Source organism: Priestia sp. HNGD-A6 (assembly GCF_045784335.1).
GTDB lineage: Bacteria > Bacillota > Bacilli > Bacillales > Bacillaceae_H > Priestia > Priestia zanthoxyli.
Genome location: NZ_CP138621.1, coordinates 336,298 through 359,916 on the forward strand (window position 1 = coordinate 336,298; position 23,619 = coordinate 359,916).

The 23,619-nt window shown below is 35.7% G+C and carries 19 protein-coding genes, 1 tRNA gene, 1 pseudogene and 1 riboswitch; of the genes and pseudogenes, 4 read left to right on the top strand and 17 right to left on the bottom strand.

Annotated features, from left to right (window positions below; genetic code table 11):
* Positions 1 to 105: 105 nt before the first annotated feature.
* The 6 genes and pseudogenes from SCI76_RS01835 to SCI76_RS01860 all read right to left on the bottom strand — a co-directional run bounded on the left by SCI76_RS01835 (position 106) and on the right by SCI76_RS01860 (position 8,220).
* Positions 106 to 2,610 carry an FtsX-like permease family protein gene (locus SCI76_RS01835; protein ID WP_407544981.1) on the bottom strand — a complete coding sequence of 835 codons (2,505 nt, stop codon included), beginning with the start codon at positions 2,608 to 2,610 and terminating at the stop codon, positions 106 to 108.
* Positions 2,607 to 3,374 (bottom strand): ABC transporter ATP-binding protein, encoded by a 768-nt coding sequence (locus SCI76_RS01840; protein ID WP_407544982.1) that lies wholly within the window; start codon positions 3,372 to 3,374, stop codon positions 2,607 to 2,609. The genes SCI76_RS01835 and SCI76_RS01840 overlap by 4 nt, the downstream gene beginning before the upstream one ends.
* 240 nt (positions 3,375 to 3,614) lie before the next feature.
* Positions 3,615 to 3,890 (bottom strand): annotated as a pseudogene (locus SCI76_RS01845) (FtsW/RodA/SpoVE family cell cycle protein); the annotation flags it as partial.
* A 278-nt stretch (positions 3,891 to 4,168) separates the two neighbouring features.
* A complete protein-coding gene (locus tag SCI76_RS01850; protein ID WP_168760795.1) occupies positions 4,169 to 5,353 on the bottom strand; it encodes a hypothetical protein in 1,185 nt (394 codons plus the stop codon).
* A 776-nt stretch (positions 5,354 to 6,129) separates the two neighbouring features.
* The gene (locus SCI76_RS01855; RefSeq protein ID WP_014460005.1) at positions 6,130 to 6,690 is read right to left on the bottom strand and encodes a nitroreductase; all 561 of its coding nucleotides are present in this window, start codon (positions 6,688 to 6,690) and stop codon (positions 6,130 to 6,132) included.
* 237 nt (positions 6,691 to 6,927) lie between these two features.
* Positions 6,928 to 8,220 carry a Glu/Leu/Phe/Val dehydrogenase gene (locus SCI76_RS01860; protein ID WP_048020841.1) on the bottom strand — a complete coding sequence of 431 codons (1,293 nt, stop codon included), beginning with the start codon at positions 8,218 to 8,220 and terminating at the stop codon, positions 6,928 to 6,930.
* 198 nt (positions 8,221 to 8,418) lie between these two features.
* On the opposite strand from SCI76_RS01860, the gene SCI76_RS01865 reads away from it, so the two are divergent.
* Complete coding sequence (locus SCI76_RS01865; protein ID WP_162871471.1) at positions 8,419 to 8,574, top strand: hypothetical protein; 156 nt, start codon at positions 8,419 to 8,421, stop codon at positions 8,572 to 8,574.
* A 9-nt stretch (positions 8,575 to 8,583) separates the two neighbouring features.
* Here the strand turns inward: SCI76_RS01865 and SCI76_RS01870 are convergent, their stop codons facing one another.
* The 5 genes from SCI76_RS01870 to SCI76_RS01890 form a co-directional block, all read right to left on the bottom strand.
* Positions 8,584 to 10,518, bottom strand: a complete 1,935-nt coding sequence (locus tag SCI76_RS01870) for an alkyl/aryl-sulfatase (RefSeq protein ID WP_063247972.1) — start codon at positions 10,516 to 10,518, stop codon at positions 8,584 to 8,586.
* Between the two features lie 358 nt (positions 10,519 to 10,876).
* On the bottom strand, positions 10,877 to 12,076 hold the full coding sequence (locus SCI76_RS01875) for a phosphatidylserine/phosphatidylglycerophosphate/cardiolipin synthase family protein (protein ID WP_048020845.1): 1,200 nt from the start codon (positions 12,074 to 12,076) through the stop codon (positions 10,877 to 10,879).
* A gap of 145 nt (positions 12,077 to 12,221) precedes the next feature.
* Positions 12,222 to 13,067 carry a DUF2971 domain-containing protein gene (locus SCI76_RS01880; protein ID WP_028413295.1) on the bottom strand — a complete coding sequence of 282 codons (846 nt, stop codon included), beginning with the start codon at positions 13,065 to 13,067 and terminating at the stop codon, positions 12,222 to 12,224.
* A gap of 137 nt (positions 13,068 to 13,204) precedes the next feature.
* The gene (locus SCI76_RS01885) at positions 13,205 to 13,837 is read right to left on the bottom strand and encodes a hypothetical protein (RefSeq protein WP_407544986.1); all 633 of its coding nucleotides are present in this window, start codon (positions 13,835 to 13,837) and stop codon (positions 13,205 to 13,207) included.
* A gap of 513 nt (positions 13,838 to 14,350) precedes the next feature.
* Positions 14,351 to 15,784, bottom strand: a complete 1,434-nt coding sequence (locus SCI76_RS01890; protein ID WP_028413297.1) for a PLP-dependent aminotransferase family protein — start codon at positions 15,782 to 15,784, stop codon at positions 14,351 to 14,353.
* A 136-nt stretch (positions 15,785 to 15,920) separates the two neighbouring features.
* Here SCI76_RS01890 and SCI76_RS01895 point away from each other — a divergent pair, with 136 nt between their 5' ends.
* Positions 15,921 to 16,817, top strand: a complete 897-nt coding sequence (locus SCI76_RS01895) for a DMT family transporter (RefSeq protein ID WP_063247974.1) — start codon at positions 15,921 to 15,923, stop codon at positions 16,815 to 16,817.
* A gap of 141 nt (positions 16,818 to 16,958) precedes the next feature.
* On the opposite strand, the gene SCI76_RS01900 is transcribed toward SCI76_RS01895, so the two are convergent.
* Together SCI76_RS01900 and SCI76_RS01905 are read right to left on the bottom strand one after the other, a co-directional pair.
* A complete protein-coding gene (locus SCI76_RS01900; protein ID WP_231099237.1) occupies positions 16,959 to 17,189 on the bottom strand; it encodes a hypothetical protein in 231 nt (76 codons plus the stop codon).
* A gap of 180 nt (positions 17,190 to 17,369) precedes the next feature.
* On the bottom strand, positions 17,370 to 18,671 hold the full coding sequence (locus SCI76_RS01905) for a GH25 family lysozyme (protein WP_048020852.1): 1,302 nt from the start codon (positions 18,669 to 18,671) through the stop codon (positions 17,370 to 17,372).
* Between the two features lie 226 nt (positions 18,672 to 18,897).
* On the opposite strand from SCI76_RS01905, the gene SCI76_RS01910 reads away from it, so the two are divergent.
* Both SCI76_RS01910 and SCI76_RS01915 read left to right on the top strand, forming a co-directional pair.
* Positions 18,898 to 19,446, top strand: a complete 549-nt coding sequence (locus tag SCI76_RS01910; protein ID WP_048020854.1) for an HD domain-containing protein — start codon at positions 18,898 to 18,900, stop codon at positions 19,444 to 19,446.
* Positions 19,447 to 19,552: 106 nt separating this feature from the next.
* Positions 19,553 to 19,624, top strand: a tRNA-Ala gene (locus SCI76_RS01915).
* Positions 19,625 to 19,741: 117 nt separating this feature from the next.
* Here the strand turns inward: SCI76_RS01915 and SCI76_RS01920 are convergent.
* From SCI76_RS01920 to SCI76_RS01935, 4 genes are all read right to left on the bottom strand, one after another.
* Entirely contained in the window at positions 19,742 to 19,891 is a 150-nt protein-coding gene (locus SCI76_RS01920; RefSeq protein WP_168760790.1) for a hypothetical protein, read from the bottom strand.
* 709 nt (positions 19,892 to 20,600) lie between these two features.
* Positions 20,601 to 21,143, bottom strand: coding sequence for a DUF6143 family protein (locus tag SCI76_RS01925; RefSeq protein ID WP_407544990.1), 543 nt, complete (start codon positions 21,141 to 21,143; stop codon positions 20,601 to 20,603).
* 274 nt (positions 21,144 to 21,417) lie between these two features.
* A complete protein-coding gene (locus tag SCI76_RS01930) occupies positions 21,418 to 21,870 on the bottom strand; it encodes a hypothetical protein (RefSeq protein WP_048020859.1) in 453 nt (150 codons plus the stop codon).
* A 133-nt stretch (positions 21,871 to 22,003) separates the two neighbouring features.
* Complete coding sequence (locus SCI76_RS01935; RefSeq protein ID WP_013057119.1) at positions 22,004 to 23,203, bottom strand: phosphoglycerate dehydrogenase; 1,200 nt, start codon at positions 23,201 to 23,203, stop codon at positions 22,004 to 22,006.
* Between the two features lie 168 nt (positions 23,204 to 23,371).
* Positions 23,372 to 23,450, bottom strand: a riboswitch (ZMP/ZTP riboswitch).
* Positions 23,451 to 23,619: the final 169 nt, after the last annotated feature.

Genomic DNA, 23,619 nt, shown 5'->3' on the forward strand with positions numbered 1-23,619 from the left:
GCAGCAATGTTTTTATTAGTCGCAACTAACTATAGAAACTAATAAAACCCAACCTCTACAAAGAGATTGGGTTTTATTAATATTATAATATATCTATATGAGAAGTTACTTATTATCATTAGTAAGCTCTATAGAAAGATCTTGTCCAGATATTTTTCGACTTACGTATGAGAATAAAAAAGTGCTAACTACAAGCATTGATACTACTACAGAAAGAATTGTTTTATAATCTATAACAAACTTCCCTGGATCCATTAATAGCAGAATTAATGTCACTAGAAGCCCCATTACAATTCCACATATTACTCCAATCGTAATATATAAATTCACCTGTGAAAGAATGACTTTACGAATGGATTTTGGCGTCATGCCCATCGCGCGTAAAACAGCAAATTCTTTTCGTTTTGAATAAATATTATTTGCCAATGAATTAAATACTCCTAACATGGTAGAAATAACCAATGTGGAAATAACAACTATAAAAATTCCCCAACGCTGATAAAACATTTCGTTTGTCTCTTTAAAAGATTGATCATAGCTGCTTACCTTTAATTCGGGATACTGGCTTTTTAAGCCCTCAATTTCTTTTACAGCGGCCTTTACATTCTTTGAATCCACATATAATCGATAGAACTCTAAACCTTCAAAGTTGTTCTTTAAGTCTAAAAATGCTTGGTTATGGTCAAGAAGGTGGTCAGGTGTAGCGGATATTACATAATCGCCTTTAGGTATTATTTGTTCCGTTATATAAAATCCGTTTTGATTTTGTGCGTATAATCCTAAATGTATTGTCTGTCCTAATTTTAAGTTATTCTTTTCAGCAAACTTTTTTGAAAGTACAATCTTGTTATTTGAAGTTGTTTTTTTACTGTAAGGAAACTGTTCTAACAGACCTTGTTGTTGTAACCTTTTAATATCGACTACCGAGTAATTAATACCTGTGTTTTTTTCTGACGTTAGAAGTCGAGCTGTACTTTGAGAACTAATATTACTAACACTCTTTACATTAGGTAACTCTTCTACCTTTTTAATCAGTTCTTCCGTATCTATCTTTAAATTGTCAGAACGAGCTTCCACAATAATCGGCATTACATATTCTTTTTTTAAGTAGGTTAGTCCATTATTTTGAATGGTTCTAAATGTAATTGACCCAAATACAGTAATGACCATTAATCCGCATATTATTAAGATAATCATTGTATTTTTTCTAACTTGAGGAATTAGATTTTTAACGGAAATATAAAATTCTTTCCCAAATAGTTTTTTTCCATATGGTAAAAACCACTTTAATCCTTTAGTCACTAGGATAGGAAAGATTAGTATAAAGGCAAACAAGACTAAAATAACTGTAATTAGTAACATCCCAGGTCCGTATGTGCCTCTTGTAGGAAATACCTGGCTTCCTATAACTAAAAATAAGGACATTGCTATTAGTACCTTGAAAATTACTATTCTTGTCTTGGAAAAACCATAGTTAATTTTCTCGTTCTTCTGCATTGTTTTTAGTGGCAATACTTTTGTACTTCGATAAGCTGGAATGAGTAAAAAGAATTGAATAATAACAAACATTACAACTGTAATGATAACGGCAGTACCTACGTTAAAATCAGATGGAGAGGAAGCTATTTTCGACACTTTTCCTAACCAGCTGTATAAGTACCTTTGACTGCAAAAGGTTAGCAAAAACCCGACACCTGTACCTACGGTGTTTATAACGGTGCTTTGAAGTGTGATAATCTCTCTAATCTGTTTAGCAGTGGCTCCTATCGACCGCATAATGGCGAACTGATTTCTCATTTTGTAAAGCAAAAGCTCAAAGTTTGAAATGAGAATAAGAGACGTGATGATTAATACCAATGCCGATAAAACCATAATAAATGTATGTAAGGATTGTAAATTATTTTGCACGCCTGCATCTTGTTCAGCTATATCAATACGTAAGTCCTTGTTATATGATTTAATATGATTGGCCAACTTTAAGGCGCTCTCGTTTTTTTGTGCCTTTATTAATAAATAAGTCGCTTCTGCGCTGCTTTTTTCTTTTGTTTGAATATAGCGTTTTACATTCTTTTGATTAAGTATCAGCATATCCGGTGCTACTCCAGTAGCGGATAAATTATTTACGGTTTCCGCTAATGTGTATGTTCTGTTTTCAATAAGGACTTTATCTCCAGTTTTTATGTCTAAATCTTGGGCTAAGCTCTTATTCATTGCCACAGAGCTACTATTTAGAGGTTTGGAAAAGTGATATCGACTTTTAGCTAAGTAATCATTTTCAACACCTACTGTATAGATAGAGGCATGTAGTTGATTTAGGTTTAAATGAGCAATAGATACTTTTGATACCTTATCTACCATTTTATCCTGGTGAATTTCTTCAACTAAAGTTGATGTCAAAATTTTGCCTTGATTCATATCAAACCCTACGGACAAATCCATCGCACCGTAAGTTTGTTTTAATTGACTTTTTAATGTGTCCTGCGCATTAAAAGAGAATAAAACCATACTAAGTACAAGCATGGTAGAAATAGCTATACTTACAATAGACGAAAACACAATGAATTTATTGGACTTAAATAAACGAAAAGCTAAACCTCGTAGTGTTTTCATATCTTAAGACTCTCGGCTTTTGTAATCAGCTTAAACTTCTCTAGTATATGATCCAAATCACTATTTCCACTACAGATATACGTATCGACAATAGAGCCATCATGAAAGAATAGAACGCGATCTGCATAAGTAGCTACATTAGGGTCGTGAGTAACAAGAAGTATGCTTTGGCTAAGTTCGTTTTTTGTGGTTACCAGTGTGTCTAGTATGCCTTCGGAAGTATTAAAATCAAGGTTACCTGTAGGTTCATCTGCCAGAATAATAGGTGGGTCAGTTATAATAGCCCTTCCTATAGCTACGCGCTGCTGTTGTCCACCTGATAGTTGTACAGGACGGTGTTTTTTCCAAGCTGTTAAGCCCAAGAGCTCGACAACGTTATTTACTTTTAAATCAATTACATCCGATGTAAGTCCCTTTAAAACAAGCGGCAGAGCTATGTTTTCTTCTACAGATAAATCTTTTAATAAGTGGAATGATTGAAAGATAAATCCAATATTATCTCTTCTGTACGCTGAAGCTTGAGTTTCTTGGAACATATCTTTTGAAAACATTCCTTTTAATTTAATTGTTCCACTAGTTGGTTCATCCAGTGCTCCTAAAATGTTCAGCAGTGTGCTTTTTCCTGAACCACTTGTTCCCATAACAGCAACCATTTCACCTACCCTTAACTGAAAGGATATATTATTTAGTGCAGTAACTTCATAACCCTCTCCTTTATAAACTTTAGTTAAATTTTTCACCTCTAAAATATGTTTATTTTTCACGCCTTCACCTCGAAGTAAGTTTTTTTCTGTAGTAACAAAGATAGTTAACTCTTATATCGCCTCTCCTTTTGTAAATTTCTACTATATCTAGTACGTTTCAAAACAGGAATAGTTTTACATTTTAAAGAAAATAGGTAAAAAAGTTTTAATTATTTATAAGAAACACAACAAGATATCGTCTCTTTAGTTCGCTTTTAGTATAAAAAAGATAGTGGTATGAAGTAAGCCGCTATCTTCTAATCAGACACTTTTCAATTGAGTTGGTTCTGTACCAGTTTGTTTGTACTTATTTTTAAACTTGTCCAACATAGAGATTTCGGGAAGTACACCAGTTGTAAACAATAGCAAAGTAATTGAGGAAAAACCGTAACTGACAAAAGGAAGTGTTACTCCGGTGATTGGTAAGATTCCTGACACTGCACTAAGATTAACAAATGTTTGGATGCCAATCATAGTAGAGATACCAATAGCTAGTAACAAATAAAAAAGATACGAGCATCTCTTAGCTATTAGTAATCCTGCAAAAAGATAATGAAAAGGAGTTTTTCATACTTCTCGAGAAGAACAAAGTTTAGTAAAGATGACACAAAAGCACAGTATGAAGATATATTAGATGCCTGTATTAATCGTTTTTAAAGAATACGAAAACAGACAAAACAAGCTGCGCATTTAAAATGCCAGCTTGTTTTGTTTTTTAGGGTATAAGATATTTATAAAAAATTGGGGATAAGAACGGTCATCCTTACTACTATTTTGTTCCTGATTGTAAATTTATTCCTAGTCATTATAAAAAGTTAAATAAATATATCTTTAATCTTAAAAATGTATTCATCCGGTAATTTGTCAGCTCTCCTTGAAATCTCTGCTCTCTGGCTCTTTCTCCCGTTAATAACAACTGAATTTTTTTTTATATTTATGCTTCCGAAGCTATACGGGCACCAAAATAAATTAATATCATCTATTTTTGTAGTTTTAACAACGTTAGAATTAAGGTCCGTAACACGCAGTTTAAATGGAGCATTTGTAAGATGAGATTTGGGCACTGTATAAATGACCTCGGCTAAATACTTACCATTTTGTTTCGAGAAGTATGTGAGCTCAATGTCGGTGCCTTCTTCTTTTATTTTTTCAATAACAGATTCTATTTTATGCTCTTCTAAGTGATCAAACTTCGTAATGCTTCTTAATGCTGAAACTATACTATTAAACATCATATTTGATTTAGTTTCGTTGTCACTCGCCATATATTTTTTAGTATCTATTATCGAAAATGCATCTTTTATCCGGTGATTCGGGGCAAACTCTTGTTTAGCTTCCACTAGTGTATCCGCTAAATGTATAAAGATGTGACTATAACCCGGCAGCATCACTTCTGCTTTCCTTAGCAGGTTGCTGAAAACTTCGGTGTAGATAAAAGAGTGGTTTGGTTCTGTTTCTTCGATAGGAGCAGAAATACTAATCGTTGTTAATGGCTTTGTTAGCGGTTTTGGATTAGCCAAAGACCTTTTCATTGAAAGGTCAGCTAGTTTAGCCCAGTTACTTTGAGCTGTTTGCTTTTGCTTCTTGAAGTATGCCTTTAGCTCCTCGAGTGTACGCGGTGCATCTTTTATCGATTGTTGAAACTCTAATAGAAGTTTATCTTCACTAAAGTCGAGTTCTGACTTTAGTTTTATAGTTTTAACTAGCACAATAGCCTCTTCAACTCTATGTAGACCTGTTAAGAAATCCTCTATATTAAGATTTTTGTTATTGATAAAATTTCCAGGCAACTCAATTTCGGCTATATTTTCATAGAGAACACGTAATTTGTACTTCTTCTTAGAGGTAGGATTGTTTATAAAACGGATTAAAATACACTCAAACGTGCTTCCGTGAAACTCTCCTATTAAATGTTCATTTAAAAAAGTATCTAATAATTGCAAAGAAAAGTTATCTTCTTCTTTCGTTTTAAAATCCTTATACTCAATTAAAAATCTCATTGGAATCACCTTGGAATATACAGTATATTTTTACTATACATTATATTTTAAAAAGCAGTCAATGCAAAGCATACAGCCAGTAAAGGACAGCTTTATATAGGATCTCAAGCAAACTTCACTTCTAGATAGAGGTTATTCACCTGCAACACATTGAGATAGAATTGGACTATGATTCCGTTCCATATATTAAGATATTAAAAAGTTATACAATAACTTTGAAGAAAAAAAGCAGCGGTTACTTAGCTTGGAATTTTAAATTTTATTGACACTCCTCCCCTTTTCACCCCGTTAAAAATAGCCCCTACCTAAGTCTAGGCAAGAGCTATAAATTACGACGACAGAGATACAGGTTAGTCACTCGGGAGAATAAGATGTTATGAACTGTTTTATCGGTTCCTAACCATTATCTTTTCTACTATTCAATTTTATAAATAAGTTATGGGACGAATATCAGAGCTCCTAAAATCATGTAAGCAAAGGGAAATGATAACATAATGGCACATAAAATTATTCCCCTTACCCAAAGAGACTACCTCCATCTATTGCTTCTGTAAAGGCATTAACTATCAGTAAAGCGTTAATTACAAAGTAAACAAAAGAAAAATATCTAAGGTATCTTATCTTTCTCTTTTGTTGTTTTATCATAAATAATCATTTGATATTCCCGTTAAGTTCCCTTCTGCCACTTCTTAAAAACAATAAAAAAGACAGCTCACAATTGTATAAGTGACTGCCCCTTTTTACTTTAATATTTATAGAAGCACAGGAAGAACCTTTTAACGATACCAAATCGTTTTATCTTGATATGGAATACGTTTTGATGAAGCTTCTTTATTAGGGTGTCCGACGTAAATTAAGCCTAAGAGCTTATCGTCTTCTTCTAGAGATAAAAAGTCATTCAGTTCTGACTGATAGACAATATCACCCGTTCTCCAAATTGTAGCCAAACCTTGTTCTTCCGCTACTAATAGCATATTTTGTATGCTTGCCGCTACGGCAGAGATTTCTTCAATTTCAGGCACTTTTCCTGAAGGACTTACTGCTACAGCAATAATGACAGGAGCACGAAGCGGGCCTTTTTTAGCTTTTGTTGTTTTTTTCAACGCTTCTTCCTCACTTAAGTGAGCAGTTTTTTGCTTCATAATACGTTCCATTTCGTCTCCTAAACGAACGCGTGAATCCCCTGTAAACACTCGGAATTTCCAAGGCTCTGTCTTTTTATGGTTAGGAGCCCAAGTGCCTGCTTCTAACATAAGGTTGATAGCATCTTCTGATACGTCTTTGTCTTGCATAGCCCCAATCGTTCTTCTGGCTTTAATAATATCTAATACGCTCATGCTGTCTGTCTCCTTTTCTACATTCAATTTATTAGTATAGGTATGTATATATCTTATATATAGAATAATTGAAAATCATTCTCACTGTCAATTGTTTTGCCATCATTCGGGTTGCGATAAATAAATATGCCAATTTTTTATGCATGTTTGTTTTTTTAGCAGGTTTTCTTTTAATTATTTGGCAGTTCTGGTAAATAAAAAACGATTTGGAACATGTAGTCCAAATCGTTTTTCATCTTATACCCAGCCGCGGAAACGAGAAGCTTCAGCTGATTTTTTGATTCCTGCCATGTAAGCAGCAAGTCTCATGTCTACGTCATTTTCTTGAGCGATTTGATAGATTGTTTCAAATGAATCCACCATTACCTTGCGTAATTTGTAAGCTACTTCCTCTTCAGACCAGTAGTAGCCTTGATTATTTTGCACCCATTCGAAGTATGAAACCGTTACGCCTCCAGCACTCGCTAAAATATCTGGCACTAAAAGCACGCCTTTTTCGTCTAAAATGCGCGTAGCCTCAAGTGTAGTCGGTCCGTTCGCTGCTTCGACTACAATAGAAGCTTTAATGCGATGAGCGTTACGAACCGTAATTTGATTCGAAATGGCTGCGGGTACTAAAATATCACATTCTTTTTCTAATAGTTCTTCGTTTGTTATCACATTTGTAAATAAATTCGTTACGGTACCAAAACTGTCGCGTCGATCAAGCAGGTAATCAATATCAAGACCAAGCGGATCATAAAGAGCTCCGTACGCGTCTGAAATGCCAATTACTTTTGCTCCTGCGTCATGCATGAACTTAGCAAGAAAACTGCCGGCATTTCCGAAGCCTTGAATAATAATCCGTGCTTCTTGCAAGTTAAGGTTTTTCTTTTTAACAGCTTCTTCTATACAAATGGTTACTCCTTTAGCCGTTGCAGTTTCGCGTCCTTGAGATCCTCCGAGTACGATAGGTTTTCCGGTAATAAAACCAGGGGAATCGAACTCACGCAGTCGGCTATATTCGTCCATCATCCACGCCATGATTTGAGAATTTGTATAGACATCCGGTGCAGGAATATCTTTAGTAGGCCCAACTATTTGACTGATGGCTCTTACATAGCCGCGGCTGAGTCGCTCTAGTTCACCAAACGACATGTTTCTTGGGTCACATACAATTCCGCCTTTACCTCCGCCGTACGGAAGGTCGACAATCCCGCATTTTAAACTCATCCAAATGGATAATGCCTTCACTTCTTCTTCATTTACTTCAGGATGAAAGCGTACGCCTCCTTTAGTAGGCCCGACAGCATCATTATGCTGAGAGCGGTAGCCCGTAAATACTTTTACCGATCCGTTATCCATTTTAACTGGAATACGAACCGTCATCATGCGCAGCGGTTCTTTCAACAAATGATACATTTCTTCACCATACCCTAGTTTTTGAAGCGCTTCTTGAATAACGGTTTGAGTAGATAAAAATAAATTAAGTGATTCCTGTTCTTGCTGCTGTTCTTTTTTTAATTCACTAGCTGTTTTTGTAATGGACATTCTGTTCACCTCATATTAATCATTCAAATTTCTCAATGATTTAATATGCAATTCCTGTGCCAATTTCGGCGGTTTTACAACGCTTTTATTTTATAAATAATCTGCATTAGCAAGCCTTATATTCCCTGCATAGGCTGATATTAGTATATACTTAAAGAAATAAGACAAACTATTTATACTGAAAAGGAGGAAAGTGCTATGTTACATGAAAGAAAAGAACAAGAGCGAAACAATCACTATATAGAATGCTGTTCCATCTGTGGAGAAAGGCTAACATCTTTTCAAGAAAAAGAAATCTTCACATGCGACAGCTGTTTTGAACAAAAAGTCAACGATGTGCTTTCTGAGCTGTAATCAGGTACTCTATTTTTTAGAAACAGGTGTCACAATATTAAAGTTTGGATCAATAGAATCCTGACAAGACAAAAAGAAATCCCATTTTGATTTATCTCCTTGAACAAATATGACCGAGCTATAAGAGTGATCATTTGTAGTTGTTAGCCGGTATAAGGTATCTTGCCACATCGTTACCGTCACCTCAGCTTTCTTTCGCGTATCTCCAAGATACCTAAAGATTCCATGCTTAAGTTCTGTGAGAGCTTCTTCATTACGATCGGGTATCACAAACAATATACGATAGTTACATGCGCCCGCCTTTAATCCATCTACGCGAATGCTAAATAGTTCTAAAATATTTTTCAAAGGAAGTGTATCCCATACTTCTTTTGTAATAATGTTGACTGGCAGCGGTATATTACCTAAACGAAGTTCTTTGGCTCCTGTTAAATATTCATTTCGCCAAGGACCAGATTCAGCTATATACCCTAATTGTTCAAGCGCGTCTGCGCATAAAAGTTTTGCCTTCACATGGTGAGGATCAGCGTAAATAACTTGTTTGGTCACTTCAGCTACCCATTGATAGTCGCCTTGTTGAAAACAGCGCTGTGCTTTTTGGACAATGTTGTCCGCTCCGCCCATATACTCTACATATTTCTTAGCTGACTCTTCAGGAAACAGTTTATTTAAATCTACAGGATTGCTGTTATACCAGCCCATATAGCGCTGATAAACCGCTTTTGCGTTATGGTTAACCGTTCCATAAAAGCCGTTTGTATACCACTCGTGAGATAGGGTTTCCGGTAGCTTCATCATTCGGCCGACGTGGTCGATGGTATAGCCTTGATTCATCAGCCTTAATGTTTGATCATGAATATATTGATAAACATCTCGTTGATTTTCGATATATGTGATGCACGACTCGTTTCTGAACCTTGGCCAATTATGTACCCCAAATACAGTTGTTAGTTCTTGGCCAAATAAATTGATTGCTTGCTGCAAGTATTTTGCCCACGCTGCTGCGTCTCTTACTTTTGCTCCTCTAAGGGTATAGAGGTTGTGCTGAGTGGCCGTACAGTTTTCTGCAATACAAAGAGCCTTTTCACTAGGAATATAGATGTTCATTTCAGCAGGCGCCTCCGTCCCTGGCGTAAGCTGAAACTGAAATGAGACGCCGTCAATTTTCTTACTTACATAAGAATGATGTTCGGAAGGATGAATTTCTTCTATTCCTTTAATAAGCGTGATTGTTCCAAATGAAATTTCTTTTCCGATGCCGTTGTCAATTAAGCCTTTTTCATCGCGTCGCAGTCGAATACCGTACATGTATTGACTTCTTCGTGTCATTGCTGTTGCCGCCGTGACGTTTTCATCAATAACCGCATCCATAAATCCAGCAGGAGCATAAACTTTACTAGTTTTATTTTGTGTTGAGTCAGGTAATATCCCTAGAACTCCGCCGTAATGATCTATATGCGAATGAGAGAAGATAACAGCTCTAACAGGACGCTTCCCGCACTGCTGGTTTACTAGTTCAAGCGCTTTTTCTGCCGTTTCTTTGGATGTTAAGCAATCAATAACAATCCACCCCGTTTTCCCTTTAACAAATGTAATATTAGCCATATCAAAGCCTCTTACTTGAAAGATGTTTTCAGTTACTTGATATAAACCGGCTTGTACATTTAATTTTCCTTGTTCCCACAGTTTAGGGTGGACAGTAGCAGGTGTAGATTGTTCAAATAAAAAAGCGTACTTTCTTAAATCCCATACAGGATACAGCTGATTTTTTTTGAAAATCAGCGGAAAAGGTACGCGTACAAGGGCTTGGTCATCCGCAAGATTTTGTTCTGATTTCACTTGTTCCCAGTCTATTTTTTTATAAGTCTCAGCATTAGTGACTGCAGTCTTTCGAGTAGCATCTTTTCGGTCAATCGTTAACTCCCGTTCATAATCAAACAGCATAACCCCCTCCTTTTTATTATTTTATGCGTAAAAATAAGACGAAGTACAAAAGAGAGAGAAAATAGAGTCAACAAAAAAGAAGATGCGCTTAGCATGCATCTTCTTTTTTATACTGAATGTTATGTTTGAATAGAATAGTCGAGTATTCTGTCTGAATTAGACAGCCTAGCACTTAGTATAACGATTGTTTACCAATGTTCCTTTTGTAATTAAAGCAAATCTTCCTTCTAAGGTGCTCAATACGTTTCTTGAAGTCGCTGTAAAACAATGCATGTGTACAGTCTCTCCTTTCCTGTATTGGCCTTACACAGAATATATACCCGGGGAAAAATAATTAAAACTTGATTTGGGTATTTTTTCAAAAATAATAATAAATCCATTCCGGTGTTTTTTTAAGAGAACGTTCCCATTTAGGGATTTCATCTATTACTGTTTTGGTTAATCTGCGGCTGTTTGTTTTATCTTCATTAATTTCTCGTTCTATGTGTGCAATCATCTCGCGATCATAAATAAGACAGCTCGCTTCATCATTTAAATAAAAACTTCGGGGATCCCAGTTGGCTGTGCTAATATTGGCAATCGTATGATCGATGACCATTACTTTTCCGTGAAAAAACCCCTTTTTATATAAGAAAATTCGAATACCTTTGTTTAATAGTTGCTCTGTTTTAGGGTAACTAGGCGGTTTAGTGAACCACGCATCGGTATTGTCCGGAAGTATAATATCGATTAAAACGCCTTTTTCTTTTGCTGAAATAAGTGCATTCATTAAATGTTCACTTGGAATAAAATAAGGGGTAGCAATGGTAAGCTTTACTTTGGCACGGTTGATTAGATCAATCATCTTTTGCTCAAGTTCTTCTCCAGTTGAAAACAATAGCTGATAGTTTGCTCCGTGAGAGCGAGCGATAGGAACTCGCTGAGGAGATATATGTTGTCCCGTGTCTTCTTCCCAATCTTTCAAAAATTGCTTTTCAATTTCAAAAATACCTTCTCCTTTAATTCGCAAGTGGTAATCACGCCAATAGCCCAATTTTTTATGCTTCCCTAAGTATTCTTCTCCTATATTAAAACCTCCGAGATAGGCTTCTTGGCCATCTACTACGACAAACTTTCGATGATTTCGATGATTAATGCTATAAAAAAAGTGCTGCCTGCTTGCTTTTCGACTAAAGGTAAACTCAACTCCATTTTTCTTAAGATCATCTATGAGTGTTCGGGAGAGATCGTTTCCTCCAAAACGATCTACAGAAAGTTTAACCTTTACCCCTTCAGCTGCTTTCTCTTTCAATAGCTCAAATAGCTTCATGCTGATGTTGTCCGCTCGAATAATAAAAAATTGAATGTACACGTACTTTTTTGCTTTTTTAATATCCTCAAATAAAGTAGGATATAAATTACTTCCTTGTGTATACAGCGCTATCTTGCCTTGGTAAACAGGCGTTTCGATAAGCGGATGTACGCGAACATAAGCGTTATAGCCTTTTTTTACGTCCCATTGAAAAAACAAACACAAACAAAGCCCGCATACTAAAATAAACAGCATTTTTTTAACCATACTGTACTCCTGATTCGTCTAATATGTATATATAGGCTTTGAAGGTTTGTTTTATTTTATATGAGGAAATGTATGGGAATATAAAACGTGTAACACGAAAAGCTTAATCATTTTTTGATTAAGCCTTTGTGTACTTCGCTAGCATTTAGTAAATATAGTCCTTATACAAGTCAGACTGAATAACCTTTTTATAAGCGAGACCGTGTTTCTTAGTAAGAGCTTTTACCTCATCTACACAGCTTTGAGCGCTTCTTGGCGATACGTAAATATCGTTGATAAGCTGATGTAAATTACATGTAAGGAGGTTGCCATGCTCGTGAGAAAACTCATACGATCTTTTTTCGAGGATATCCATTCGTTTTTGCCATTGATTTGCGGAAATACCTTGAATTTCGAATAGCTTTTGCAGCTTCCAAGCGTGTATACGACTTGCTACAATAACAAGCCTCAATTCATTTTCATGCTGATAGGATTTGCGCTTGTAAAATAACGTGTCATATACAGAGTGACTGATCATTTCTTTTTGGAAGTCTATGTACTGCACTTTTCCAGAGAAGATTTTATAGCGTAAATCTTTAATACTGCATAATAAATTTTCATAGGTTGTTTTAATAGCTACGCCATCATTCCCTTTTAAATATAGATCCCACATTCCAGCGGCTTCGTAATCATTGATATGCCAGGATGAAACAGCAGAAAATTCATGGATTTTTCTTATATAGGTTCTAGAGGTACGGTTATGACGTTCGCCTTTTTTTCTTAACTCTTCTATGTTCCACATCGAAGAGCATCCTTCAAGGGGGTCTGAAAATGCATCAGGTTTTGCGAAAAAAAGCGCATTGGTTTCTAGTAAATCTTGAAAATCAGCCAGCGGCATAAATCGCCATACCGTCGGATTATTGTGCACCTTATAGCGTTCATCATAATCGTCATAGCTAGATTCGAATCTTTTGGCATATTCGTACGCTTTCTCTCTATAAGCTAAATCCATTGGTTTTCCTCCTCTGAATGCATATTCATACTTGAATTATAGCACTTAATTGTTGTAATTTTCAAAATTATCAACCTGCATTAAGTTCTACTGTTATCAGAAAAGAAGACACACCTCAACATCTACAGCGTGTCTTCTTATTTAATGAAATGAATGTTTTGCTTAACACTTTCACTTTCTGGCTGATTTAATTCCAATAAATAAATTTCATCCGCTCGAAAATCTGTCTTCTTCATTTCTTTTTTTAAGGTACGAATAAAGGCAGCTGAACTTTTTCCATAGGCTTCAAAATAATGAAACGTGTGTACAACAAATAAAATGGATGCGCCACTATAATCTTTTTTGCTCTTTTTTTGAATGTTCTCTAGCACTTTTTCTATATACTCTTCCACAGAACCTTCCGTCTGGATACGGGGTAGAGCAAAATTTCCTGAATTGACCCTCTGTGCATCTTCAAATTCCAGTTTCCCATCTTTGTAAGAAGTAATTTCAATTCGTTTTTCAGTACCATCCGGCTGAATAATTAATCCGTCGTATCCTTGACTTCCAATAATAAGCTTCAATTTTGAATTCCTCGGACAATAAGAAGATTGGCTGAAGCAATAAAGCGGATAAAACTCTTCAAAAAACTTTTTGAAACGCCCTTTTTTAAGTCTGGCTAATTTTATATACTCTTTGTTTTGATGAATAATTTGCTGCGTATGTTCAAAATACTGCTTCATTTCTTCTTGCGTTCTGTACAGATCAAGATCTTTAAATAATTCATCCATCTTTTTCACCTTCAATCCCACCAACTAAAAAAGTCTTCTTACTTAGTAGATACATATTCATAAATGTGTGTGACAATTTTCTTTTTTTAAAGATATAGCTTTTTTAAAACAAAACGTGCACACTTTTCATTTTTTTGCATATCCTGTTATTCGTGCGTTCAATCATGAACGTACGTTTCAGCCTTTAGTTGTAAAAGATAAACCGTAAAGTTACAGCTGATGGCCGATGATATGCATCTGCTGATTTCATAAACTATAACAAACAGGAAACTTAACAATAATTGAGGTGTTGGAAATGTTTGATAATGATTACGTAGTTAAAACCATTCACGATTTACATGTAAAACGTACAGAAAGTCAATTAAAAGTTTTATTAACTTATTTTTTCCATAAAAAATAACACGTATTTATAGATGGTAATATATAGTCAGTTGTTACTTGATGTTTTTTATAAGAAGAAGAGTTTGATACAAATAAAAAGGAATAGTGGGTAATCCACTATTCCTTTTTTTACTATACTTGCAATTCCCGAATCAGTTCAGCAAGAATTTTAATGCTTCTATCGATATCTGGTAAAGAGGCATAGGCGTAAGAAAGCCGAAGATAACTGCCGGTTTCTTGTGCATAAATACTTCCAGAGTTAAGCAATATCCCTCTTTTTAAAGCACGAGAGTATAAAGATTTCATTGAAATAGAAGGTTGAATATGCACCCATATAAAAAAGCCTCCTTCAGGATTCGTCCATGTTGCTATATCTCCTGCGTATGTTCCCAAAGCATTCAGCATCACTTTTCTTCTTGTTCGCAATTCCGTTCGTACAGTTTCCATATGCTGTTGATATAAGCCATTTTTAAACCATTCTGCTGCTACTCTTTGAGATAATGAGCTAGATCCATAATCTGTTTGCATTTTAATATCCGCCAAACGCTCAATGACTGGTTCTGGGCCGACTATCCATCCGATCCGTAATCCCGGGCTTAATGTTTTAGAAAGACTGCTAACATATAACACGTGTCCATTTTTATCTAAAGCTTTTAATGGCAGCGGAGGCCGTTTATCTAGCCATAATTCGCGGTATAAATCATCTTCAATAATAGGAAGCTGATGTTCCTCACATTCTTTCAACAAATCGTAACGCCTATTTTGTGACATTAATGTTCCCGTTGGGTTATGGAAACATGGATTTGTATATAAAATAGCTTGCCCTTCTTGAGGGTCGGCGCGTTTTATAGCTGTTACTTTTATTCCTTCCTCATCCATAGCAAGGCCTTTGAGTTTCATTCCGGCTGATTGAAATACATGTAAGGAATATAGATAAGAAGGTTTTTCGAGCAAAACCGAAGAGTTTCTTTGCAGCAGTCCAATTGAAATAAGCTGAAGAGCTTGAAGAGCGCCGGAAACAATTAAAATAGAATCTGGAGAAGATTCAATCCCTATTGTTTTCATATATGCACTTAACTCTTTTCGTAAAGGCAAATACCCCTTTGGTTCTTCGTATCCTAGAACCTCCATATTTTCTGCTACTTTTTCTACGGCGTATTTCATTTTGTTTTTAGGAAATATGTCAGGTGAAAGCTCTCCTTTGCTTAATTGAATAAGGTTTGAGTTAAATTCGGATTCATTAATATCTTGTACCATTGCTTGACTCGGATGATGCATGCCTGATTTCACATGAACATTCCAATCGGGCGGAGTTGTAGCCAAAAGTGTCCACGTATTATTTATAACGATGGTTCCCTTTCCCATCTTACCTTCAATTAAACCGTCCGCTGTTAATTCCTCTAATGCGGTGATGACCGTACTTCGGTTGACATCAAACATAGCAGCAAGCTTTCGCTGACTAGGAATTTTACTTCCAATCGGCCATTCTCCACGCGCAATTTTCTCTTTCATAAAATCAATGATTTGCTTGTATTTTGGATAACTCGAACTGTTCTCTTGATTCATACACGTACTCCTGTTTTTAAAGTGGTTGGGTTAATTGCTTTCAAACTGGTTGAAGACATTTTATCAAATGTTTATTAACATGGGAACCACAATAGATACTGGTTGGATTCAAAATGAAAAATGGAGATGAATAGGTATGAAATTAACGTTTAGTCTGGTGTTCTTACATATACTGATGATTAGCTTATGGGCTTCAGCATTTCCAGTTATTCAAATAGGGCTGGAATCGTTTTCTCCTCAGCACCTCGCTTTTGTTCGGTTAAGTATTGCTTCTGTAGTGCTGTTAGTTATTGCAATAGCCACACGCATGCCCTTGCCTGACATAAAAGATATTCCACTTCTTTTAGCTCTCGGTTTTTTAGGTTTTGCCGTCTATCACACGGCCTTAAACATTGGAGAAAAAACGGTAAGTGCGGGTATTGCGAGTTTACTGATCTCGACTACTCCTATTTTTTCTTCGCTTTTAGCTATTTTTCTTTTTCAGGAGGAGTTCGGAAAAAGAAAATGGATTGGATCTGCAGTAAGCTTTGCGGGTATTGTACTTTTAACCTTCAGCAAAGAGAATTTTGTACACTCAGTTAATGGAATCTTACTGGTTCTGCTAGCTGCCCTTGCAGAAAGCGTCTATATAGTATGTCAAAAAAATTTATTAAAAAAATATGGTTTCCTTTCTTTTGTGACGTACAGTATTTGGGGGGCTACAATTTCTATGCTTGTTTTTTTACCTGGGTTAGAAACAGAACTTGCACATATCTCTGTCAGATCAGCAATAAGCGTGATATATTTAGGATTATTTCCAACCGTTATTCCCTATATGGTACTCGCTTATCTGACATCGCGTATAGGTTCTGCTGAGGCTGCCATCTCTCTTTACTTAACTCCTGCGCTGTCCTTTTTCTTAGCGTGGCTGCTTTTAAAAGATATCCCGAGTGCAGCTTCCATTGTTGGAAGCATCATTACGTTATGCGGCGTGTTGCTTACACATAGTAAAAGAGAGAAAGTTCACAATGCAAAGGTAATGCGTAGGGCTTAGGGAATTCTCTTAGATGCTATGTTTTTTATTTATATATTTTATTTAGAACATACTTTAATTTCTTCTTTTTGCAGTTTAATTAATAATTAATATAAAAAAGTGCCTTTCTTTAATGTTTGAAATTTAAAGAAAGGCGCTTTTTTATGTAGTTTCTAATTCTGCTTTTATTTTCCCAGCCACTGCGTGAGTCAGCTGCTGAAGATCGTAAATCTCTTCTCCTGAAAGTACTACGTGCCCGTTTAAAACGTGGTTATGTTTATATGCTCGATACGTCACTTCAATACTTTTTATCGCACGCTCTACTTCATTATTCACCATAATGCTTTCATAGTGATAGGATAGTGTTTCAATTCGAATCTGCGTATTTTTCATATTCATTCACCCTCCATGAGCCATTGACTAAAAATATGACTGTTAGAGGTCGACTATACATAAAAACTTTTTTGTTGCCACCTAATTTGTTATTTAGAACATATTTTAATTACTTAATTGATGTCTGCTCTTCTTTTTTATAAAACCTCAAAATAAACCCCTACTCTTCAGAGCGGGGGTTTATTGCTTGTAGTACCAGCCTTTTTTATCTAAAAATTGCTTAACTTTTACAAAATCCAGTCCAGCTGCTGTGAGTTCAGCTGACGGATTACCTATTGCATGTACGTTTAATTCACTGTCAATTCCTTCATTTTTTAAGAAAGCACGAAACTCTGTTTCCATGTCTTTACTTAATCCGCCTGTTTTAATTGTAACTGGGATAGGTTCTACGTCTTTCATTTGCACGAATCCGCCTGGAACAGCCCATGCTGCACTCGTATAGCCATATACGCTAAATACCGTGCCTTTTTTTATAGTTCTGAAATTCTCTGTTACATTCGCATACTTGTAGACTCCAATATCCTTCTTCGCTTTTACTTGAAAAGAATATTTATCTCCGAGTGAAGTAACCTTTGGTAATGATTCTTCTATAGGATTACTTACACCCTTAAGCAATTCCATCATTTTAGCTAATGTTTTCTCATCAGCTTTTCCAGTTGACGTTAATCCATACTTTTCTTGAAAAGCTTTAACAGCTGCAACAGTTTCACTGCCATATTGGCCATCGGTTCCTTGCTGGGAAAGCTCAAATCCTAATTTAATTAAGTTTTGCTGCAGTTCTTTTACAGCTAGTCCGCTATCACCTTGCTGCAATTGTGCTGATGGCTGATTATTTTCCACCACCGCCACCCCTGTGTTAATACTATTAAAGAAATCCAGATCCATTTCATTGATATCAACATTGCCTTTAATCCCGTTTACTTTTCCTTGATCTGTATATTGAAACATAGACCATCTATCCCAAATGGCCGTATCACCTGGATTAGTAAATCCCTTGGAACGGTTACTTCCACTGTAACGAGCTATCCATAGCGGATATCTTGCCACGGCGCTTGTAAAATTGGATTTAATAAAACTATACCCGGTGTAAAGAATAGGCGTAATGCTTGTTTTCCTTTCAATATATTCCATCCATCTAACTGCAAAGGCTGTGACCTGCGCTTTTGTTTTCCCTTTATTTTCTTCCAAATCTAAGCAATGAGGCAAATCAACCTTCATGCTGCCTAATTTATTTAAAAAGAAATTAACTTCTGCAATAGGATCATTATCAGCATGAGCAAAGTGATAAAAGCCTACACGTAGACCTGCATTTTTTGCTCCTATATAATTATCATATGATTTTTTATCTAAGAAGGTTGTACCTTCTGTTAATTTAATATACGCGCCTTTTACCCCATCCGACGCCACTTTTGCCCAATTAATTGTTCCGTTGTGATGAGAAACATCAATGACCTTAATATTTTGATTATTACGGTTTTGCATTGCTATCACTCCTTCATACAAACTATGAATAAAAAAGGAAATGGCAACTGATACAGGCCTATTAAATAGATATTAGGCTTTATAAAAAACCGTACAATAAGAAGGGCTTTTGGTAGCCTTACCTTATTATAAGAAATGAATTTGTGCAATTTCATAACGTTAGAAGAGCTATATTCGTTTATACTAATAATATGAAGATATACTGTATAAAAAATGGAGGAATATGATGTCTTTAATAAAAGAAGCACGTAGGTATGCAGAACATGCTCATACCGGCCAAATGCGTAAGCTGTCTGATAAACCTTATATCGTTCATCCTATTAACGTAGGTAATATTTTAGAAAAAGCAGGTTTTAGTGAAGAAGTAATTGCAGCAGCTTATCTGCATGATGCTGTAGAAGATACAAGTTTAACACTCGAAGAAATTGTACAAAGATTTGGCTTAGAGGTAGCGGAGATTGTTGAAGCTCATACAGAAGACAAATCCAAAAGCTGGGAAGAACGTAAACAGCATACAATTCAAATTGTGAAAACTGGTTCTCTTGAAGTGAAATCTTTAATTGTAGCAGATAAATTAGACAATTTACGGTCTTTAAAAGAAAGCTACGATCAGCAAGGAGATACAATTTGGAATAGTTTTAAAAGAGGATTCGAAAAACAGAAATGGTACTACGAGTCCATCAGCAAATACGCTGAAAAAGGATTGGAACCAAGCCAAATTCCAAGTTTTTTTAATACGTACAAACAAGAAGTAAATGATTTTTTTAGAAGTTAATATTCATATGAAGAAATTAGAAAAAACTGAAAATAACTATTGCGAACGTGCGTCATACGTATTAAAATATAGTAGAGTCAACAGGCAATAAAGACTCTACATAAGCGGGACTGTAGTTCAGTGGGAGAATACTTGTCTGGCAGACAAGGGGTCGTGGGTTCGAATCCCATCAGTTCCATAAAACCAGTCGCATCAAGAGTTTAAAACACTTTAAAACTCTGCCGGATGGAATGGGTGTAATACTATTTCATCTGACCTCTTCATGATTTTCATGAAGAGGTTTTTTATTTTCTTTTTACGATTGATCCTCATGATTTTTATAATTATTCTTTTCACTGCTCCTGCTTACAATTTCTCTAAGTTCGCCCTCATCGCCTTTTGCATTGATGATTTCAAAAAGCTGATTCAGCCCTTCACTTGTTTCATCGTTTGGTTCTTTGCCCATTTTATCCCCTCCTTTTGCTTTTAGGGTGCCCATCTTTTTCGCATTGTTTCATGTAAAAAGCAATTTATCAATATTAATCGGCCATAAAAGTATACCTTTACGATCCTTGTACGATTACTGGTTGTACAGATATACTCAATCAATCCTTGAAATTTTGCAGCGTTTTATAAGGTTTCTAATACTCATCTATAATGAAATGATCATCACAAACTTCGTTAAAATCGTTCTCTTCTTGGAGATCTCCTTCTTTATCTTTAGATATCTTGGTTTCTTGTGTAAATAGTCTAAAAAGCTTGTTTAACATTGTTTCACCTCGTATCTTTCATTAATACATTCAGTATGATTCATTTATATGAAGCCAGTATGAATTGAAACTTAAGATAATGTGAATGTAGACATGAACGTGAGATGTTAAGCATGCTTATATCCTGGACAAAAAAGTTACTTCATTCTACTTATGTATTATCGCTTTGCTTCTTGAGTCCTCAACTTCTTTAAATGCCGTTCAAATCGCTTGCGTAATCGGAATTATACGTTTGCTTGTTTTTCTTTAGTTATATCTACAATCAAACGAAAAAACGCAAGCTATAAAAAAGAACTTTGGATGCTACTGTAAAGTTCTTTTCATAAACACTTACCGTTTGTTAAGAACTGTATTAAATATGAAATAGCTCATACACTTCTCATACAATCGCTAAGACCTATTCAGTTAACAGTCCTTCTTACGTTTTTTCTCCAACCATCCATATGCAATTTCAGCTTCAATTTCTTTATTTTCTGGAGAAACTAAGAAAATAACGTATGAACCGTTGTTTGGAAAGATAAATTTGCCGTCTTCATCACTTACTAATGTACTTTTCGGCGGAACAACACGGTTAAATACGTTTACCCCTTTAGCAGGAACGCCTTTTACCATTTCTGCAAATTTAATTTTACCTTTTGGCTTTGAACGTATTGTAGTATTTGCTGGACTCACATTATCTGAAGTTGTTCCTTTTCCAGGGGGGATAGAATTAAACCAAATTTCAGCAGTAAAAGGTTCGTTTGAATAGTTAGTGATAGTAAAAGCATTCACAAATAAATCTACTCCGGAGCCGGAAGGGTTCACTAATCCGCCCGAAGCGTTTCTATTTCCATCAAAACGAATAGGCTCAGTTTGTCCAACAAAATAGTCTCCTTTTAACGATTGATATAAAGGATTAGGTATATTAACGGATTTAATATACGGTTTGCTCGACTCGTAATTTGACATACAATCGTCTCCTTTCTGGACTATATTTTAGGAGTTTTTTCTGTAAATGCTTGGACACATGCATATATAAATATATTTAATCTTTATATAAACGCAAAAAGATAGACCCGGTACTGAGCCTATCTTTTTCTATCGTTTTTACAAAAAATTCCCCCTTGGCCCTTTCCTTACTAATGCCCTCGTCGACTGCTGGCGTATAAACGGATTGTTTTTTGACCTTATATTCCGATTCTTTTTTAATCCGTCTACTACCCCTTCTTAAAGTAGTAATCACCTATTCTTTTTTAGTCATAAAATGAAGAATCCTTACCTTTTTTTCACAATACTCAATAATTTCATAACAGGTTGTGAGGATATCATGTCTAGACAGTTCTATTTCATCCAATACAAACTTTGAAAGCTGCTTTTGCAGAACCTCCAGCTTTTTGCTGTCTTCTTCATCGATCCACAGTCCTTCCGTAATACATACATCTGCTAGTTTGTTAATAGATTGGGCCGTCCAGTTTAAGCCGGCTGAAGAAACGGTTATTGTCAGTAAATCATTTTTTATAGCTAAAATAACCTGACACACATGGGTATAGGCATCAACTTTCTTTTGGATAAATGCTTTGCGAAGCTCTTGCTTGTATTGCTCTTTCGACATCGCTATAGCTACGACAGACGTAATGAATGTTCCTGCCAGCGCGATGAGTGACCCTATCAAAATCCCTATCATTTCTTCTGACAAAACGTTCACCTCTTTAAAGGTATTTCTATATGCTATGGGACTGAAGGAAATGATATGAGGATAAATACCATGTAAAAACAGCCCTAACTTAGAAAAGTTAGGGCTGAAACACTAAAATATGATGATAACCAAATTAGATAATACGACTTGTAATAATCCCTTCAATTTGACCAATTTTTTCTTCTAGCTCAGGCACAATCTCGTCACTTACTTGATTGTCAATATCGATCATTGTATACGCATATTCACCGCGGCTTCTGTTCACCATATCTGCGATGTTTAAATTGTAGTTTGAGAATACTTGCGTAAGCTGTCCTACCATATTCGGCACGTTGTGATGGAAAGCAGCTACGCGTTTTTTCCCAGTGTAAGGTAGAGATGCATTCGGGAAGTTCACTGAATTTTTAACGTTTCCTGTTTCTAAGAAATTTTTCACTTGACGTGCTGCCATTACCGCACAGTTTTCTTCTGATTCTTGAGTTGATGCCCCTAAATGAGGAATTGGCACAACATTTTTCATGTTCAAGACATTTTGATTTGGGAAATCTGTAATATATCGACCAACTTTTCCACTTTCAAGAGCAGCTTTCATATCTTCTTCGTTTACAAGCTCACCGCGTGAGAAGTTCAAAATATGAACATCAGGTTTCATGATGCTAAACGTTTCTTTATTGAAAACACCTTTTGTGTCGTCCGTTAATGGAACGTGAACCGTAATATAGTCAGATGCTGCAAATAGTTCTTCTAGAGACATTGCACGCTGTACGTTGCGAGACAAATTCCAAGCTGTATTAACAGAAATGAATGGATCAAAACCAATTACGTCCATATCTAAATCAAGCGCGTCGTTTGCTACAAGAGCACCAATTGCACCTAAACCAATAACGCCTAATGTTTTACCTTTGATTTCTTTTCCAACAAACTGTTTTTTACCTGCTTCAACTAACTTAGGAATTTGATCACCTTGGCCGTCTAATCCTTTTGTCCATTCAACTCCAGCAAATAAGTTACGAGAAGAAGCCATAATTGTAGTTAAAACCATTTCTTTTACTGCGTTTGCATTAGCTCCTGGCGTATTAAATACAACGATACCTTGCTCTGTGCAAGCGTCCACCGGTATATTATTAACCCCTGCTCCAGCTCGTGCAATAGCTTTTAAATTTTGGTCAAATGCCATGCTGTGCATGTTAAAGCTACGCACGACAATCGCATCTGGATTTTCGCTGTCGTTGTCAATTTGATAACCTTCTTGATTAAAAACATTTAGACCTTTTTGTGCAATGTTGTTTAATGTTTTGATTGTTTGTACTTTTTCTAATGTTAATGTGCTCATTTTGTACTCTCCTCTGATTATCATCGTAGTTTTACATGTTTTTACCTTTGGATAAAGGAACTTCATTTTTAATTTTTTTAAAAGTCTGGTTTTTTAGCCTACATGTCTGATAACTTCTATATCCTCTCCCCCTAAACAGAAAGAGGTAAGAGATATGTATTAATCCCTTACCTCTGCCCAGGCGAACGGCTACGTCACTATATGCTTCCTCACGGTTATCCGCGTTTCGCCAGTCACATATAGTCTTTGAAATTAAGTATATTCTAGCAAACTCTTTCAGAACGTTCAACCTTTTTTTAAAAGTTTGCTTTTTTCAGTCAAATTTTTAATCTCTTTAGTGAATCTCCTAATATATTGACAAATATCCTAATACATGTTAAATAAAAAGAGTGATTAGCACTCTATCCACTCAAGTG